The 16,573-nt window shown below is 71.6% G+C and carries 12 protein-coding genes and 3 pseudogenes; 4 read left to right on the forward strand and 11 right to left on the reverse strand.

The features are described from left to right. Nucleotides 1–166: 166 nt before the first annotated feature. The 7 genes and pseudogenes from OO54_RS42325 to OO54_RS47290 form a co-directional block, all read right to left on the reverse strand. Nucleotides 167–952 carry a cation:proton antiporter gene (locus OO54_RS42325; protein ID WP_157856455.1) on the reverse strand — a complete coding sequence of 262 codons (786 nt, stop codon included), beginning with the start codon at nt 950–952 and terminating at the stop codon, nt 167–169. A gap of 105 nt (nt 953–1,057) precedes the next feature. Continuing rightward, a complete protein-coding gene (locus OO54_RS45805) occupies nt 1,058–1,234 on the reverse strand; it encodes a hypothetical protein (protein ID WP_157856456.1) in 177 nt (58 codons plus the stop codon). A gap of 89 nt (nt 1,235–1,323) precedes the next feature. Then, on the reverse strand, nt 1,324–1,521 hold the full coding sequence (locus OO54_RS45810) for a hypothetical protein (protein WP_157856457.1): 198 nt from the start codon (nt 1,519–1,521) through the stop codon (nt 1,324–1,326). A 680-nt stretch (nt 1,522–2,201) separates the two neighbouring features. Next, nucleotides 2,202–3,638 carry a DUF2252 domain-containing protein gene (locus OO54_RS10445; RefSeq protein ID WP_033202547.1) on the reverse strand — a complete coding sequence of 479 codons (1,437 nt, stop codon included), beginning with the start codon at nt 3,636–3,638 and terminating at the stop codon, nt 2,202–2,204. Between the two features lie 874 nt (nt 3,639–4,512). After that, the gene (locus OO54_RS10450; protein ID WP_200146757.1) at nt 4,513–4,683 is read right to left on the reverse strand and encodes a hypothetical protein; all 171 of its coding nucleotides are present in this window, start codon (nt 4,681–4,683) and stop codon (nt 4,513–4,515) included. Between the two features lie 133 nt (nt 4,684–4,816). Beyond that, nucleotides 4,817–5,545: pseudogene (locus tag OO54_RS10455) on the reverse strand (alpha/beta fold hydrolase); the annotation flags it as partial. Between the two features lie 22 nt (nt 5,546–5,567). Beyond that, nucleotides 5,568–5,956: pseudogene (locus tag OO54_RS47290) on the reverse strand (transposase family protein); the annotation flags it as partial. On the opposite strand from OO54_RS47290, the pseudogene OO54_RS48740 reads away from it, so the two are divergent. Beyond that, nucleotides 5,895–6,442: pseudogene (locus tag OO54_RS48740) on the forward strand (SulP family inorganic anion transporter); the annotation flags it as partial. The pseudogenes OO54_RS47290 and OO54_RS48740 overlap by 62 nt on opposite strands. A 319-nt stretch (nt 6,443–6,761) precedes the next feature. Here OO54_RS48740 and OO54_RS10465 read toward each other — a convergent pair. The 4 genes from OO54_RS10465 to OO54_RS10480 form a co-directional block, all read right to left on the reverse strand. Next, a complete protein-coding gene (locus tag OO54_RS10465; RefSeq protein ID WP_157856458.1) occupies nt 6,762–7,421 on the reverse strand; it encodes an ABC transporter permease in 660 nt (219 codons plus the stop codon). Nucleotides 7,422–7,465: 44 nt separating this feature from the next. Next, nucleotides 7,466–9,559 carry an ABC transporter permease gene (locus OO54_RS10470; protein ID WP_033202549.1) on the reverse strand — a complete coding sequence of 698 codons (2,094 nt, stop codon included), beginning with the start codon at nt 9,557–9,559 and terminating at the stop codon, nt 7,466–7,468. Between the two features lie 2 nt (nt 9,560–9,561). After that, nucleotides 9,562–10,308 carry an ABC transporter ATP-binding protein gene (locus tag OO54_RS10475; protein WP_234439623.1) on the reverse strand — a complete coding sequence of 249 codons (747 nt, stop codon included), beginning with the start codon at nt 10,306–10,308 and terminating at the stop codon, nt 9,562–9,564. A 112-nt stretch (nt 10,309–10,420) separates the two neighbouring features. After that, nucleotides 10,421–11,635, reverse strand: coding sequence for an MFS transporter (locus tag OO54_RS10480; protein WP_033202550.1), 1,215 nt, complete (start codon nt 11,633–11,635; stop codon nt 10,421–10,423). Nucleotides 11,636–11,874: 239 nt separating this feature from the next. Between OO54_RS10480 and OO54_RS10485 the strand changes: the two genes are divergently transcribed. The 3 genes from OO54_RS10485 to fdhF all read left to right on the forward strand — a co-directional run bounded on the left by OO54_RS10485 (nt 11,875) and on the right by fdhF (nt 16,567). Further along, a complete protein-coding gene (locus tag OO54_RS10485; RefSeq protein ID WP_033202551.1) occupies nt 11,875–12,132 on the forward strand; it encodes an SHOCT domain-containing protein in 258 nt (85 codons plus the stop codon). 89 nt (nt 12,133–12,221) lie between these two features. Further along, nucleotides 12,222–13,877, forward strand: coding sequence for an NAD(P)H-dependent oxidoreductase subunit E (locus OO54_RS10490; RefSeq protein ID WP_033202552.1), 1,656 nt, complete (start codon nt 12,222–12,224; stop codon nt 13,875–13,877). Further along, nucleotides 13,874–16,567 (forward strand): formate dehydrogenase subunit alpha, encoded by a 2,694-nt coding sequence (fdhF, locus tag OO54_RS10495; protein WP_033202553.1) that lies wholly within the window; start codon nt 13,874–13,876, stop codon nt 16,565–16,567. The genes OO54_RS10490 and fdhF overlap by 4 nt, the downstream gene beginning before the upstream one ends. Nucleotides 16,568–16,573: the final 6 nt, after the last annotated feature.

Raw genomic sequence — 16,573 nt, forward strand, 5'->3', positions numbered from 1 at the left:
CCATGTCGTCTGCCCGCCGAGGAGTCTCCGTCCGGCGGGTCGGATATCTCCAATCTGACCCCCGTCGTTCCCCGGCGCATGTCGGTACCCGCGACCCGCCACGTCCTTCCGCCCGGAATCGCGCGGTTCACGACTGCCAAGCCTTTGCCATGGCGAGGACTTGCCGTCATGGGACGTTCACGACGGCGTTCCCCGGTCGACAGACCCATGCCATGGAACCCCCTCCCCGTCCTTCCGCTTTCCGGCGCAGACGCCGGGAGCTGATCGCGGCGGCCACCGCGGTGCCCCTGCCGGCCTCGGCGCTCGTCGTTCCGCAGGCACCCGCGCAAGCCGCGCGGGCCAAGCCCACCGCTCCCGCCAAGCCCTCGGCGACCCACCAGGTCACCCTGGTCACCGGGGACGTCGCCACGGTCCCACGACCGCCGACGGCAAGCAGAGATGCGGCTGTGGCCTTCTCGTGCCAGTGGCCGTAGCGCTCGGCGAGGGACACGGCCGAGACGCCGTGCAGGAGGACGCTGAGACCGACGGTGATCGCGACGACGTTCCCCAGCAGTTCCACCCCGGGGACGGGATCCTCCACCACCAGCAGCGCCAGGACCACGGAGGCCGGACCACACGGCCCGAACCAGCCGATGTACGCCACGGTCGGCAGCCGCAGCCGCAGCCCGCTCCCGGCGAGTGAGAGAGCCACTGGCGGCATCCTGACCACGGTGAGGCCGAGTACCGCGTACAGGACGATCCGCCAGCTCAAGTGCTCCAGCCCGGGGCCGAGCAGCACGGCCCCGAAGACGAGAAGACTGATCGCGGCCAGGAGTTCGCCGAGGTTCTCGGCGAATTCGGCCGTGCGGTCGGAGTTCTGCTTGTCGACTCCGGTCGAGTGCTGCCGCATGGCGAACCCGCAGGCGAACCCGGCGACCCACGCGGCGATGAAGCCGCTGCCGTCCGTCACCACGGCAAGTTCGTACGCCCCGGCCGCCACGGCCGGCAGATAGAGGTGACGCCATGCCCGAGTGATCCATCCCTTGGCCCTGGACCACTGCAGGAGTGTGCCGCCCAGTCACCCGACCAGCAATCCCAGCGCGGTGCTCAGGACCAGAGCCTGCCAGAAGACGCCGACCACTCCTTCCTCCGCGTACTGAGTGCCGGGGATGGCTGCCAGGAACAGGAGGAAGAAGGGCAGGACCATGCCGTCGTTCGGGCCGCTCTCGACATTCAGTCCGTGACGTACGAGCACCGGAACGCGAGGGTGGGTGATCGCTGTCTTGCCGAGAGCGGCGTCGGTCGGGGCGAGGATGGCACCGACAAGGCCGAGCTCCCACAGAGTCAGCCCGGCAACAGAGGCCAGGCAAGCAGCCAGCCGGCTCCGATGATGACGTCCAGCACGGCAGGCCCGATGAGGATGCCGGCACCGACGAACACCATCGCCGACGAGATCGGCGTGGTGGACAGCCGACGCGAGCCCAGCGCGTACGCGGCGGTGATGGTGGCGACTGCGGCGCCGGCCCAAGCACCACTACTCATGTCCCAGACCTCCGGACGATCGCCCGTGGGCCCCCTTCTACAGGTCGGCGAACCCCGCTCCGTCGACGTCGACGGGGACACGCCGGACAGCGCCGTGCGGAACCACGGGCCGACGTCGGCCCCCGTAGACATGTGCGAGCACGGCGTAGCCAAGACTCGCCCGTTCGGTCCGCCCGGGCGTGCCGTCTCCCGGTGGAGCATGCCGATGACCACGGCGGGTACTTTCTCCTCGGCCCTCTGCGCTGCGACAACGCCGACCACATCGCCCCCTCCCGCTACGTTCCGGACTGTCCCTGTAGTCGGGACGAGGCCACCACCGAACTCCTCGCCTGTATCCGTACCTCCGTCGTCCGCTTCCGCAACGCCGTCCAGGCGGCCGACGGCCTCGTCGACGCGCAGGGCGAGATTCGGGCCGACCAGAGCGATCTGTCCTCCCTCTGCACGTGGGAGGAGAGCTCCGACCGTGCCAAGTGCGACGTCCTGGAACACCGGCGACAACTTCAGCCACGCCGTATCCGGGGCCACCGCCGAGACCACTCGCCGGTGGAACGACTTCAAGGCCGAACTGCGCACCACCTAACCGGACCACCGACGCGGCGAGCAGATGATCTGCGCCCTCGTCCACGACAACCCGGCTTCGAGCTGCCCCTGAGCGACATGGCGCGGCTGCCATCCGCGGCTCAGGACGCCGGCAGTTCCTCCGCGGGCAGCCGGCCCGCGCGCACCGCGTCCACCAGGGCCTGGTGGTCTCGCTCGTTCTGGTCGGCGTACGCCTCCGCGAAGGTGGCGAGGGCTCGGTCGAACGAGTCGCCGCCGCCCAGATAGGCGGCGATCGCGATGCGGTCGCCGGACCGCGCGTGCGCACGAGCCAGTGTGACCCCGCACAGTTCGCCGAACGCCTGCATGTCCTTCGGCCGCATCCTCTCCGGCACGGCGATGCCTTTCCAGTCGCGCAACTGGCGGACGTAGAAGTCGCGCTTCTTGCCGTCGATCCCGTCCACTCGCTCCCAGCCGAGGAAGATGTCACTCGTGGCCTGCATCAGCCGCTGGCCCGCTACCACCCGCTCGCCCTGGTTGCGGTACCGGCTCGCGCCGACGTGTGCGGCCAGCACGGAGGCGTCGGCCTCCTTGGCCTGGAGGAAGAGCGGGTCCTGGTCGTCCCGGCCGAGCAGGAGGAAGATCCAGCACCGGGTGCCGACGCTGCCGACGCCGACCACCTTGCGGGCGACGTCCGCCAGTCGGTAGTCCTCCAGGAGGGTGCGCCGGTCGGAAGCGAGAGTGCGGCCGTACCGCTCGATCAGGCCGCGGAACTGGCGCTCGAGCGTGGCGCGCTCGACGTCCGGCAGCAGGTCGCCGACCGGGACGAGCAGCGGGGGATCCGCCGCGATCCTGGGTCGGTCGTCGACCGTCTCGGTGAGCTTGTCGAAAGCCTGCAGGCTGTCGTGGGTACGGGCCTTCGCCAGCGCGTGGGCCAGGTTCCTCCGACCGTGCTTCGTCGCATGGAGCCGGCCCGCGGCCAGGGACTCGAGGAGGTCCGCATCGATCTTCGCGTACCAGACGTCGATGGTGCGCATCCCCGCGAAGCGGATCATGGCCTCGCGATACGAACGAACCGTCGAACGGACGATTCGGGCACGCTCGGTGTCGTCGAAGTCGTTCGCCCGCCCCGCGATGACGAAGCTCGCGGAGAGCCGCTTGACGTCCCACTCCCAGGGACCCGGCAGTGTCTCGTCGAAGTCGTTGATGTCGAACATCAGCTGCCGCTCCGGTGAGGCGAGCAGGCGGAAGTTCAGAAGGTGGGCGTCCCCGCACAGCTGGGCCGTGAGTCCCGAGCGCGGGGTGCCGGCCAGGTCGGAGGCCATGATCGCGGCAGCCCCCCGGTAGAAGCGGAAAGGGGATTCCGTCATCCGGCCGTAGCGGATCGGCACGAGCTCGGGCACTCGTGCCGCGGACTGCGCCTCCAGGATCGCCAGGGGATCCGTCCTCCCGGGCGACGGCTTGTACACGGCGTGGCCCGACCGCGGCGAGTGGCGCCGGGCCTTCTTGCCGAGGGTCGCGCGTTCCTTGGGTGTGGCGTGGGCCGCCGCGCGCATCGCAGAGGTCGGGTTCTGAGGCATTGAGGACTCTCCTGCCTGGTGCTGTGGCTGTCCGGGATGTCCGGCACAGGGCAAGCGGGGCCTGAACGGCTCGGCAGCCTCCTCCGACGTCGGGCCGCGCCCGGCGTCGATGCCGGGCGGGCCGTCCGCTCTCAGCCCGGGCCTCGATCTCGGCATCCACGATGGCGACGGCGAGTGCCGTGGCGGAACTCCCTTCAACCCTAGGTCGCATCCCGGCCTCTCGCCTGGGAGGCACGGCAGCGGGCTCGCGCTGCGATCCGGTGGAGGCCCCCTGCCACCGCACCAACTCTGAACTCGGTCGCCCCCGGTCCTGATGAAGATCGACGATCAGCGGGCAGAGACAACAGGTGGTGGAGCGTGGTGGAGCGTGGTGGAGCGAACTCGCCGAGTTCCACTGCCGCCTCACGCCAGTTGGCAGCCAGCTGGAGCAGGCGCTCGCCGGCGTGGCGGAAGCCGGGCGGCGGGGTGTTCGGGACGGTCGGCCACAGGATGGTGGCGGCGAATCGGATCGCCTGCATGGCGGTGGTGGCGTGCGGAAGAGGTCGGGTGGACGCGTTCCGTCGGGCGTGTTGTCCCCGCCACCGGCACTCTCTGTCGGCTGCCCGCCGAGACGACGAAGCCTGCATCCCCAGACCATGGGGCCGCGCAACTGAGCCGGCATAGGGTCCTCCTTGCGTCCTGCAGGACGCAAGGAGGCCCCCAGGGCTCGGGATCGATCACATAGCGGCCCCGCGAAACGGTGGAAGGTGCCCGGCGTGTCTCTCCGCCCCGGCCGCGCTCGTCGTCGGAGACGTCGGGGACGGGGGCCGGCTCCGGCGTGATCGCGGTGCCGCACTTGGAACAGAGGAACACGGTCATGTCCTCGTTGTGGTCCTCAGGGCTGCGGCTTCGTATCCCCGTTTCGCTGCTCGGAGTGGATGCGGGCGACGACGCCACGGAAGTCCGGCATGCCGAGGTGGACGGTGGGGCATCGGCCCGCGAGGTCGCGCATGGCGGCGAGCTTCTGCTCCGCGGCGGCCAGACGGGCCTCGATGTGCGGCGACAACGTGCCGAGCCGGCCCCGTTCCGTGGCCTCCTGCGGCCTGTCGAGCGGTTTCGTGCGGATCTCCTCCCACCAGGCAGCTGCTCAGGGTGCCATTCACGAGGTCGGCGAAGTCCTCGAAACCGGCGAACCGTACTCATGCCCCAGCCACCACAAGCAGGGCGCGAAACCCGGACGCGTCGTGGGATGAGACGACGAGCGGAGCAACAACGTCAGGGGCCGACATGAAGCTCAGCATCCGGGCGTTGACCAGGTCGGGGTGGTCGATCTGCGGGCCGTGGCCGGTGGCCGCGACGATCTCGGCGCGGGCGCCGGGTATCAGGCGCGGTACGCGTTCCAGCTGCCGCTTGGGGTGTACGAGCAGGCTGCGCTTGCCCATGATCAGGTAGAACGGAGTCCGGATGGAGCCCAGTTCCGCGTCCGACAGCGGCAGCGGGGCGGGGCGGCGGACCCTGAAGGCCTTCACACTGGCCTGGATCATCGCGCGGAGCTCGGGGACGACGATCACCGGCTGCTCCAGCCACTTGGCGAGGCGGGGGCGCCACGCCTTGGGGGCGTAGGTGGCGAAGAGGCTGGCGAAGATCCAAACGAAGAAGCGCAGGCCGACCTTCTCCAGACCGCCCGGGTCGAGGGCAGTGACCGAGGCGAGCCGCCCGGGCCGAAGGTGGGCCTGGTTGATGACCAGCCAGCCACCGTACGAGGAACCGACCAGGTGGACCTTGCCGAGGCCCAGCGCATCGAGAGCCTCGTCCATCCAACGCGCCGCGCGCTCGGGCTGCCACATCGGTTCGCGTTGGACGCTCCGGCCGGGGGCGCCGGGAGTGTCGAGAGCGTAAACGGGGCGCTCGGCGCTGAGGGCAAGGGTGTTGGGATACCACTGAGCATTTTCAGCGTTGGCGTTCCAGGGTGTGAGGATGGCTGGGGCGATGGTGGTCATGCGGTGGGGGCTGCAGCGGGCTCTGCGGAGGATTCGCCAGGACTTGAGCCGCGCGATGCTGCGTTCGACCGGTGCCCGTGCCGCCGACAGGGCCCGGTTGACCGTTCGCTGGGTCGTGGTGAGGTCCCGGTTCGGGAGCCGTCTGATCGGTGTGGTCACCCACGGGCCGGCGCCGATGTAGGCGCGGTCGGCGAGGATCGGACCACCCTGGCGTTCGCAGATCCGGATGATGCGGTGGGGGCGGGCCGCGGTCAGGTCATGGGTGCGGCCGGGCAGCGCGGGCGAGATCCACAGCAGGTTGCCGGTGGGATCGGCCACGACCTGCACGTTCACGCCGTGGGACTCCACCGGCGCGCGAAGTCAGGTGTATTCGCTGACCGCCGGCGCGGCCGTTCTCGCCGTACCGCTGTTCCTCAGCCCGCTGCTGAGTCTCATCCCGGTCGCCGTGCTGGGCGCCCTCGTCACCTACGCCGCCGTCTAGATGGTCGACCTGGCAGCCTTCCGGCGGCTGGCCTCCTCCGGCGCCGTGCACTCGCCGCCGTCGCGGAGCAGTCTGGGCCCGTCCACTGGTTCGTGCTCAATGCCGAGGCCAACGTGGAGGTGGACATCACCGCGCTGGACTCCGTCGATGAGCTGCGCCGCGAACCGGCCGGGCGCGGCATCGTGTTCGCGCTGGCTGGTGTGAAGCAGGACCTGCTCGGCGATCTCGACGCCTACGGGCTGACCGAGTCGGTCGGTGCCGATCTGATCTTCCCCGCACTGCCCACGGCGGTGACCGCGTACCGGGACTGGCGCCGCGCCTGCGAATGCGGCTCTCCTGAGTAGGAGTCACCGCTCCTCAGCCACTACTGCGCAGCGCGGGGAGGCTCGCGGGGTTCTCCTCTCCCACCTGGGGTAAGCGGAACTCGCACCCATCGGACCTCAGCCGGCGAACCCGGGCGCTGAATGCGCGCCAGTGCCGCTCGTTGTCGGGTAGGAGTGTTGCCGATTTCCGCGAGGAGGCCTGCCGCCAGGTCGAGCAGCTCGGACGCCGAGGAGAGGTGGGCAGGCGCGTTCCGCGCGGACCGGACGTCGGCCCAGCAGCGCAACCCCGCCGACTGCCGGTCATCAGGCGCTCGGCGACCTATTCCGCGAGGGGTGCCCTTCATTCGGTGACACGGACCGCCAGCGCGGGGCGGATGGCGGCCGCGCGGCGCGCCGGCCCGATCGTGGCCAGGAGCGACGCGGCGAAGGTCGCTGCCGCCAGGACGCAGATGCTGGTCCATTCGACCGGGAACCCTCCTTCGAGGCCCTCGAAGGCGGCGCTGTTGCTGTACATCAGCCAGGTGGTGAGCACGCCGAGGAGTGAGCCGAGGACGATTCCCTCCACGGCGATGAAGGTGCTCTCCCACAGGAAGGACCGCTGCACGGTCCGTGCCCGGAAGCCGAGGGCCCGCAGGATGCCGATGGTGCGTCGGCGTTCGCGTACGGCCCGGACCATGACGACGCCGAGGCCGGTGATGCCCACGCCGAGGCCCAGGGCGAGGAATCCCTGCATGAGGCGGAAGAAGGCGGTGCTGGAGTCGAACTGTTGGCGTATCTCCGACTCGATGGGCGTGGCGACCAGGCTGGAGGAGAGCTGCTCGCCCTGGAGTTGGGTCGCCAGGGCGTCGGGGGAGGTCCCGGTGCTGGTTCTCACCAGTGCGGAGGCGTTCTGTGCCTGGGCGCCGAAGAGCTCGCGCGTCGCCTGCTCGCCCATGATCACGGGGTAGGTGGTCGAGCTGGCGCCGGTGCCCGGGTAGAAGACCATCCCGTTGCTCAGCACGCCGGCGATGATCTTCTGTTCGCTGCGGCCCGTGCGGGGGTCGGTCAGGGTGAGGGTGTCGCCGGGGTCGTAGTAGTCGCCGGCCGGGCCGCCGGTGCTGCCGAAGAAGCCGTCGAGGTGCGGAGCCCGGGATCGGTGGCTCGCCCTGTGGCGTTGAGCAGCGGTGTCACGGCGGCGATCCCGGCGGCCGACGGGCCGCCGCGGAGATCGGAGACGAGTCGGTCGCCGGCGACCTGGGGGTTGTAGTCCAGTCGCAGGGAGTATCCGGCGGTGGCGTCCGCGACGACTCCGTCGACTCCGGCGCGGAGGATGCCCGAGATCTCCGTCAGGAGGACGAGGACGAACACGATGAGGGTGTACATCACCAGCGTCGCACCGGTCCTGAATCGCTTGGCCAGCGGGTATGCGACGGCGAGCCGTGCCGCCAGGCCGCCCTCCGTCGGGCGCTGGAGGAGTCGCCGTACGGGGCGGAGCAAGGTCTTCTGGTTGTCGCTGACGAGTACCACGGCGGAGAAGGCGGCCAGGGCGCCCTGGATGACGTACACGGACATCGACGGTGTGTCGAAGATCCGGGGGCGTATGACGGGTGCCAGGAGCGTCCAGACCAGAACGGCTCCCGCGACCAGGGTGGTGACCGTGTGACGGGGAAGAACCCGCAGGAGCGCCGGAGTGGCGAAGGCGAGGGCGAGCGCCGGCATGAGGTAGGTGGCGTCGGGCTGGCTGCGTGCCACGGCCGGGACGGCCGCGAACGCGCACAGGACGGCCAGGGTGCTGGAGACGGCGAGCAGACGGCGGCGCGGTCGCTGACCGGGCGTCGTCGGGAGGTCGCGGATCGCGGCGATGATGTTGAACCTGCTGATGCGCACGCTGGTGGCCAGGATGGCGGCAAAAGCGATCAGCAGGCCCATGGCCAGTCCGTTGAGGACGCTGGTGGGGGTCACGGCGAAGGCGATGCGGATGCTGCTGCCCCCGACCGACCAGCCCTGGAAGATCTGCGCGGCCACCACCGCGACGCCCCAGCCGACGGCGACCCCGATGGCCACGCCCGGCACCGCCGACAGCAACGCGTAGGTCGCCCCTTCGAGGGTGAAGGACCCGACGAGCCGTGAGCGCTTCATCCCCACGGCCCGCACCATGCCCATCTGGGACTTCCGCTCCTCGCCGAGCATCACGAAGATGTTCACCAGGAGCAGTGCGCCCGCGATGATGCTGAAACTGCCGATCATGAGGAACAGGGCTCCGAGGGAGTCCCCGGCCTGTCTGGCGTCCCGCAGAACCGTGTGCTTCGGCGTCTCGATCTCCGTCTGCCCGGCCAGCGGGCCCAGAGCCTGCCGGATGTCGGCGGTCACCCGGTCGGTCAGGGCTTCGCCGCTTTCGACGCCGCCTCGGTTGGAGACGAAGGTGACCGAGCGCGGTTCCGCACCGGCGGCCCGGGCGGCGGAGTCCAGGGTCCCCGGTGCCAGGAACACGTCGCGGTTCAGCCTGCCGCCCAGGCCCACACCGGCCAGCCCCTCTTCCGGCACCACACGCTCGATCCGGTACGTCCCCGGAACCCCGAACAGGTACAGCGTGACCGGATCCCCGGCCCCCACGCTCAGGGACCGGGCCAGCGGCTCGTTGACCACGACCTGGCCGGGCTTCGGGTCCGGTCCGCCGAGACCGGAATCCCCACCCGGTGCGCCGAAGCGTGCCGCCTTGTCGAAGTCCATCTGCCAGGCCAGGACGCGTGGCTCGGCGACCGTGCGGCCGTCGGTATGGCTGACCGCCGATGCCTGGGTGGCCTGGGCGTTCAGAACGCCGTCGATGTCGGGGTCGCCCGCCAGGGCGCCCAGCCGTTCGGTCACGGCGCGGCCGGTCGGCCCCGGGGGTGCGACGACGCGCTCGTCCACCGGCCCGAGAGTGCGGTACGCCTCCTGCCGTACGGAGAAGTTCAGGGTGTCGCCGACGACCAGGGCCCCGATGACGATGGCCGTGCCGAGCATCGATCCGCCGATCACCAGCGCTGCCTCCGTGCGCCGACGGGCGATCTGCCGGAAGGCCAGCCGTCGTGACACCGGCTGCCGGACGGCGACCAGCACCAGGCCCGCGAGGGCGAGCGCCAGGGCGGTGAGCAGGGGGATGAGGAGGTTCGGGTACATGCTCAACCCAAGGGGACGTCGGGGCTCGGGGCTCGGGCCGTGGCGGTCTGGCGGACGTCGTCGACCAGCTGTCCGTCATGCATCCGGATCAGTCGGGGGACGCGGGCGCCGATGGCACTGTCGTGGGTGACCAGGACGATCGTCTGGCCCTCGTCCCTGTTGAGCTCGCACAGCAGGTCCATGACCTGGTCGGCCATCGCACTGTCGAGGTTGCCCGTCGGTTCGTCCGCCCACACGATCGCCGGGCGTCCCGCCAGGGCGCGGGCGATGGTCACCCGCTGCTGCTCACCCCCGGACAACTCGCTCGGCCGGTGCTCGACCCGGTGGCCCAGGTCCACCCGGTCGAGCATGTCCAGCGCCCTGCGGCGTGCCTCATGCGGCCGGGTGCCCACGAGCAGGAGGGGCAGCTCGACGTTCTCCACCGCGGAGAAGACCGGGATGAGGTTGAACGCCTGGAAGACGAAGCCCATGGTGTGGGCCCGGTGCTCCGTGCGTGCCGCGTCCGACATCGCGAACAGATCGTGGCCGTCGACCTCCACCCGGCCGCCGTCGATGTCGTCGAGCCCCGACAGACAGTTCAACAGCGTGGTCTTACCGGAACCGGACGGTCCCATGACCCCCACCATCTCCCCGTGACGTACGAGGAGATCCAGGTCGAGCAGGGCGGTGACCTCGACGGAGCCCGTCCGGTAGATCTTGCGTACTCCGGAGGCGACGAGGAGCGCCCGGTCGGTGTTCATGCTGTCCATACCAGCCTCCGGAAGGAACGCGGGGCTACGGCCACCCTGGCCCCGAGGAGGGGCCGAAAGGCCCAATCGCCGGGGTACCGAGAGGCTCGTACGGCCTGCCTCGCCGCCGCGGTCAGACGTCCGCGGTCGCCCGGGCGCGCCGCCGGACGGCGGTGGCGGCCAGGGTTCCGGCGCCCGTCGCGGTGACGGCGAGGAGGACGAACCCCCACGTGTAGTCGTGCGCGACGCTGTCGACCGCTCCCATCACGAGGGGTGGGAAGAAGCCTCCGAGACCCCCCGCCGCCCCGACCACTCCCGTGACCGAGCCGACCCGCTCCGCCGGAACCAGACGTGCCACGAGCGCGAAGACCGCCCCGGACCCGGCGCCCAAGCCGGCGGCCATGCCGAAGAAGGCCGCCGTTCCCACGGGGACCAGTTCCGCCTCGAACGCCGCGACCAGGGCACACACCGCCACGAGCCCGTACGAGACCGTCAGCACGGGTACGGGGTGGATACGGTCCGACAGCCAGCCCCCCAACGGCCGCATCGCCACGGCGAGGACGACGAATCCCGCGGTCCGCAGTGCCGCGTCGGAGCGCCCCAGTTCGTAGGCCCTGGTGAGGTAGGTCGGCAGGTAGACGCTGAACGCGACGAATCCGCCGAAGGAGACGGCGTACAGGAACGCCAGCTGCCAGGTGGCCGGTGTACGCATGGCCAGTGCCGTACGCGAGGACAGCGACCCCGACGCCGTCGCGCGCCCTGGCCTGTCGCGGAGCAGGAACCAGGCCAGCCCGGCGTACACGGCGAGGAGGGCGGCCACGAGATCGAAGGGGAAGGCACGTCCGACGGCGTCGGCGAGCTGGACGGTGGTGAACGCCGACAGGGCCGTACCGCCGGTGCCGATCCCGAAGATCCCGAGGGCGACGCCCCGCCGTGCGGGTGGGTACCAGGCGTTGACGAACGGCACTCCGACGGCGAAGGCCGTTCCCCCCAGCCCGAGGAGGAAGCCGCCCGCGAGCACCTCGGCCAATGAGTCGGCCAGGTGACCCAGGTAGAGCACGGGGAGGATCGTCAGGGCCGCGACGAGGGGGAAGACCCGGCGCGCACCCCAGCGATCCGTCAGCGCCCCCGCCGGGATCCGGCCGAGCGCGCCGACCACCACGGGCACGGCGACCACCAGTGACTGCTCGAAGGAACTGAGGCCCAGGTCGTCCCGCAGCCGTGGGCCGAGCGGGCCCAACAGCGCCCATGCCCAGAAACAGAGGGTGAACCCGACGGTGGCGAGGAACAGCATCTGCCACGGTCGCGGCGCATCCACGACGGGCGGGATCCCCGAGTTCCGGACCATGGCGGCCTCCCGGCGGTGATCCTCATGGGCGGCGTGAGCCCTGCTGTCCCCCCACGCTCCGGCCTTCGGGCTCCCGGTGTCAGGGGCCGCTCTGTTCCCTTCCGTGCCCGTACGGCCCCCTGCCAGGGACCGGACGGCCCTGTGCTGTGCCTCCTGGGGCGACGCACGGTGGTGGCGGACAGGCCGGAGGCAGGGGTGTCCGGTCCCTGCCGGCCCGGCCGTCGGGAGTGTGAGTGGCGATGATGTTCTGGTACGGCGACGGCATGAGCGGATGGGGCTGGTTCGCCATGTCAGCCGGGATGGTGCTGTTCTGGGGCCTGCTCATCATTGTCGCGGTGATGCTCTTGCGTACCCTGGGCCGTCCTGCGGAACGGCCGTCGGGCTCTCGGCCTGCCACGTCGGCCGAGCAGATCCTGGGCGAGCGACTGGCGCGTGGTGAGATCGACGAGGAGGAGTACCGTCGGCGCCTGACCGCCCTGCGCAGCGCGGAACCGTGAACCCCGTGACAGGTCGGGATGCGAGCGGGGGCGTGGCCGGTCACTCTGGGATCATGGCTGGTCGGATACCCGGGGAGCCGGGCGGACGCATGGACGCGCTCCGTGGGCTGACCGCACGGCACGGAGGGCGTGGCGGGCTGTTGCCGGCCGCGCTGGAGCGCGCCAGGTCGGGTACCGCAGACGGTCCCGGGGCGTGGGCGCCCCAGGTCGCGGAGGCAGCCGGACTGCCGGCCGCCGCGGGGCTCGGCCCCGCCACCTTCTTCGCCGATCTCGCCGCCCCACGCGGTGAGCGGCACGTGCGGGTGTGCACCGCGACGGCGTGCTTCGCGGCGCGGGGCGGGGAGCATCTGGCGGAGGTGGAACGCGCTCTGGGAGTGACGGCGGGCACCGTCGACGAGTCGGGTTCGACCTCGCTGCAGACCGTGCACTGCCTGGGCTACTGCTACGCGGGCCCCGCGGCCCTCGACGGCACCCTGCCCCGCGCGGGCCCGGACCTGGCCGACCAACTCGGCGGGCGGGCGGAGCCACGCGCGCCGGGCATCCCCGCGGCCGACACCACCGGGGCGCCCGTCCTGCTGGCCGGGATCGTGCGAGGGCACTCCGCCTGGGACGTGTGGCGCGAGGCGGTGGCCGGGCTGAGGCCCGAGGACGTACGGGAGGAGACCGCCGTCTCAGGACTGCGCGGGCGAGGCGGCGCCGGATTCCCGGTGGCCGACAAGTGGGCCGCGGCGGCGGGAAAGCCGGACACCGTCGTCGTCGCCAACGGGGACGAGGGCGACCCCGGCTCGTACGCCGACCGGCTGCTCATGGAGGAGGACCCCGAGCGCGTCCTCACGGGACTGGCCCTGGCCTGCTTCGCCTGCGGTGCCCGGCGCGGGATCGTCCTGGTGCGCTCCGAGTACCCGAAGGCCATGGCCCGGCTGCGGCGGGAGGTGGAGCGCGCCATGTCGGCGGGAGACCTGTCACCCTCGGCTGAGGATGCCGGCCTGCGGCCGTTCGTCGAGGTCGTCGAAGGAGCCGGGTCCTATGTCGCCGGCGAGGAGACCGCTCTCATCGCCCGCCTCGAAGGCGCTCGCGGCTGTGCTCGCCCTCGGCCCCCCTATCCCACGGACCACGGCCTGTGGGACGCGCCGACGGTGGTCAACAACGTGGAGACGCTGGCGGCCGTGCCCTGGATCGTCGCCCACGGCGGAGCGTCCTACGCCCGGCGTGGGGTACCGGACGAGACCGGCACCAAACTGGTGTGTCTGTCCGAACGCTTCGCCCGGCCCGGGGCCTGCGAGGTCGAGCTCGGCACACCTGTGGGCGAGATCGTCACCCGGTTCGGCGGCGGCCTCAAGGACGGCCGCGAGCTCGTCGCCCTTCAGATCGGAGGGCCCCTCGGCGGCTTCCTCTCCGGGGCCGCGCTCGACGTCCCGCTCACCGCGGCAGCACTCGCCGAGCATGGTGCCGCCCTCGGGCACGCCGGCATGGTCGCCTTCGACGCCGGCACCGACCCGTACGAACTCCTGCGACACGTCTGGGAGTTCGCCGCCGATGAGAGCTGTGGGGCCTGTTCGCCCTGCCGGGTCGGCACACGGAGAGGCCTCGAACTGGCGCGGGACGACGGGCCGGGGGAGTCCTACGAACGGCTGGCACGGCTGATGGGCGAGGCGAGTCTCTGCGCGTTCGGCCGGCGTGTTCCCGCCGCCGTCCGCAGCCTGGCCCGCGCCTACGGGCCGGCCCTGGAAGGATGGGACCGATGACACGGCTCCAGGTCGACGGCATGCCGGTCGAACTGCCCGCCGGGGCCTCGCTGCTCGACGCGGTACAGGCCGCCGGAGCCGCACTGCCCGCCCTCTGCCACGACGACCGCCTCCGGCCGGCCGGCTCGTGCCGGACCTGCCTGGTCCGCGCCGACGGGCGGACCGTCGCCGCCTGCGTCACACCCGCGACGCCGGGCCTCACCGTCGACACCGCCGAGGAGGGCGTGCGGAACCTGCGCCGGGACGCGGTCGCCCTGATCGCCTCGGCACTCCCATCGCATGCGCTCGCCGACAGCGCGCACAGCGAACTCGCCGAGGCATGCCGGGCCCTGGGGATCCCGCCCCACACCGCGGCCGCCGAAGTCACGCGCGGGCGGGACGAGAGCCACCCCTACGTCCAACTCGACCGCGACCTGTGCATCGCGTGCGGGCGCTGCGTCCGCATGTGCTCCGACGTCCAGGGCACCTTCGCACTCACCCTCACCGGGCGCGGTGCCGACACGGTCGTCGCCCCGGGTACCGGCGGCCCCTGGGCCGCATCGGACTGCGTGTCCTGCGGCGGCTGCGTCGACACATGCCCCACCGGGGCGATCACGCAGCCCGGACCCGGCCAGGGCCTCACCACGCGGCAGAACCCCGAGGGCCGCGTACGGACCACATGCGGCTACTGCGGAGTCGGCTGCACCCTCGACGTCGTCGTCCGCGAGAACCGTGTCGCCGCTGCGCTCCCCGCCCGGGACGGGCCCGTCAACCGTGGCCACGCCTGCGTCAAGGGCCGCTTCGCGTACGGATACCTCGGCTCCGCCGAACGCCTCACCGAACCCCTGATCCGCGAGGGCGGCGAACTACGACCGGCGACCTGGGACGAGGCGCTGAGCCGGATCGCCGACGGCCTGCGCGCGGCCGTCCTCGACGGCGGACCCGACGCGGTCGCCGCGATCTCCTCCGCCCGTGCCACCAACGAGGAGAACTACCTCGTCCAGAAGCTCCTGCGGACCGTCATCGGCACCAACAACGTCGACAACTGCTCCCGTCTCTGCCACGCCCCCTCCGCAGCGGGACTCACCGCCTCCTTCGGACGCGCCGGCGGCACCGACCCCTTCGACGACGTCGAGACCGCCGACTGCCTCATGGTCGTCGGCGCCAACCCCGTCGAAGCCCACCCCGTCGTCGGCGCCCGCCTCCTCCAGCGGGCACTCGCAGGAACCTCCCTCATCGTGGCCGACCCCCGTGCCGTGGGCCTCGCGCGCCATGCCGACGTGCACCTTCGTCCGCGCCCCGGTACGAACGTCGCCCTCTTCCACGGCCTCGCCCACGTCCTCGTCGACGAAGGCATGACCGACCCGGACTTCCTCCGCGACCGCGCCACCGGACTGGACGAACTCACCGACCTGCTGGCCGGCCATCCGCCCGAACGGGTCGCCGGAATCACCGGCGTCCCGGCCGACGACATCAGGAAGGCCGCACGACTCTACGGCCGCGCCGAACGCCCGGCCGTCCTGTACGGGCTCGGCGTCACCGAGCACCTGCACGGCACCGACGGCGTACGCACCCTGGCGAACCTCCCCATCCTGCGCGGCGCCGTCGGCGGCACCGGCCGCGGCTTCGGCATCAGCCCCCTGCGCGGCCAGAACAACGTGCAAGGCGCCTCCGACATGGGAGCCCTGCCCGACCTGCTCCCCGGCTACGGCCGCGTCACCGACCCGGAGGCCCGCGCCCGGGCCGAGGCGGTGTGGGGCCGACCGGTCCCACCGACACCAGGGCTGCGCATCCCCGAGATGTTCGCGGCGGCTCGGGAGGGCCGCCTGCGGGCGCTGTGGATCATCGGCGAGGACGTTTGCGCCACCGACCCCGACAGCCGGCGCGTGGCCGAGGCCCTCGACGCCTGCCCGCTCGTCGTGGTCAACGAGCTCTTCCTCGGCGAGACCGCCCACCACGCCGACGTCGTCCTGCCCGTGGCCTCCTGGCTGGAGAAGGACGGGACCTTCGTCAACTTCGACCGCCGCTTCCAGCGCGTACGGCAGGCAGTGACTCCGCCGGGCACCGCACGCTCCGACTTCGAGGTCGTACACGCCGTCGCCGATGCCCTCGGTGCCGACCTGGGCTGCCCCACCCCAGCCGCGGCTCTCGTCGAGTGCGGACGTGTGACACCTCTCTTCGCGGGTCTCTCGCACGAGCGGCTCGACCGGGAGGGGGCCGTGCCCTGGCCTTGCCCCGAGCCGGACCGGCCGGGCGAACGAACCCTGTACACAGAGGAGTTCGCCACTCCGGACGGGCGCGCCCACCTGTCGGCGGCCCCCTACCTGCCACCCGGCGAAGAACCCGACCAGGATTTTCCGCTGGTGCTCGTCACCGGGCGCCGATGGGCCCACTACAACTCCGGGAGCATGACCCGGCACGGCGGCAACCTCCTCCTCGACGCCCACGAGCGCCTGGACCTGCACCCGGAGGACGCCGCCCGGTTCGGGGTCCGTGACGGCACCCCGGTCACCGTCGAGAGCCGTCACGGGCAGGCACGGCTCATCGCCCGCGTCGGTACCGAACTCGCCCCCGGGCAGGTCTTCTGCGCGTTCCACTTCCCGGCCAGTGGCGTCAACTCCCTGACCTCGGAGCACACCGACACCGTCACGTCGTGTCCGGAGTACAAGGTCACGGCGGTCCGGCTGCGTCCGACGGCCTCCGACGCCTGACCGGCA

Source organism: Streptomyces wedmorensis (assembly GCF_000716445.1).
Lineage (GTDB): Bacteria > Actinomycetota > Actinomycetes > Streptomycetales > Streptomycetaceae > Streptomyces > Streptomyces wedmorensis.

What these genes read in the sequence shown, in the direction of transcription:
- OO54_RS45810 (WP_157856457.1), bottom strand. Translation starts at nt 1,521, where the DNA reads ATGAGTAGTGGTGCTTGGGCCGGCGCCGCAGTCGCCACCATCACCGCC.
- OO54_RS10445 (WP_033202547.1), bottom strand. Translation starts at nt 3,638, where the DNA reads ATGCCTCAGAACCCGACCTCTGCGATGCGCGCGGCGGCCCACGCCACA.
- OO54_RS10470 (WP_033202549.1), bottom strand. Translation starts at nt 9,559, where the DNA reads ATGTACCCGAACCTCCTCATCCCCCTGCTCACCGCCCTGGCGCTCGCC.
- OO54_RS10475 (WP_234439623.1), bottom strand. Translation starts at nt 10,308, where the DNA reads ATGGACAGCATGAACACCGACCGGGCGCTCCTCGTCGCCTCCGGAGTA.
- OO54_RS10480 (WP_033202550.1), bottom strand. Translation starts at nt 11,635, where the DNA reads ATGGTCCGGAACTCGGGGATCCCGCCCGTCGTGGATGCGCCGCGACCG.
- OO54_RS10485 (WP_033202551.1), top strand. Translation starts at nt 11,875, where the DNA reads ATGATGTTCTGGTACGGCGACGGCATGAGCGGATGGGGCTGGTTCGCC.
- OO54_RS10490 (WP_033202552.1), top strand. Translation starts at nt 12,222, where the DNA reads ATGGACGCGCTCCGTGGGCTGACCGCACGGCACGGAGGGCGTGGCGGG.
- fdhF (WP_033202553.1), top strand. Translation starts at nt 13,874, where the DNA reads ATGACACGGCTCCAGGTCGACGGCATGCCGGTCGAACTGCCCGCCGGG.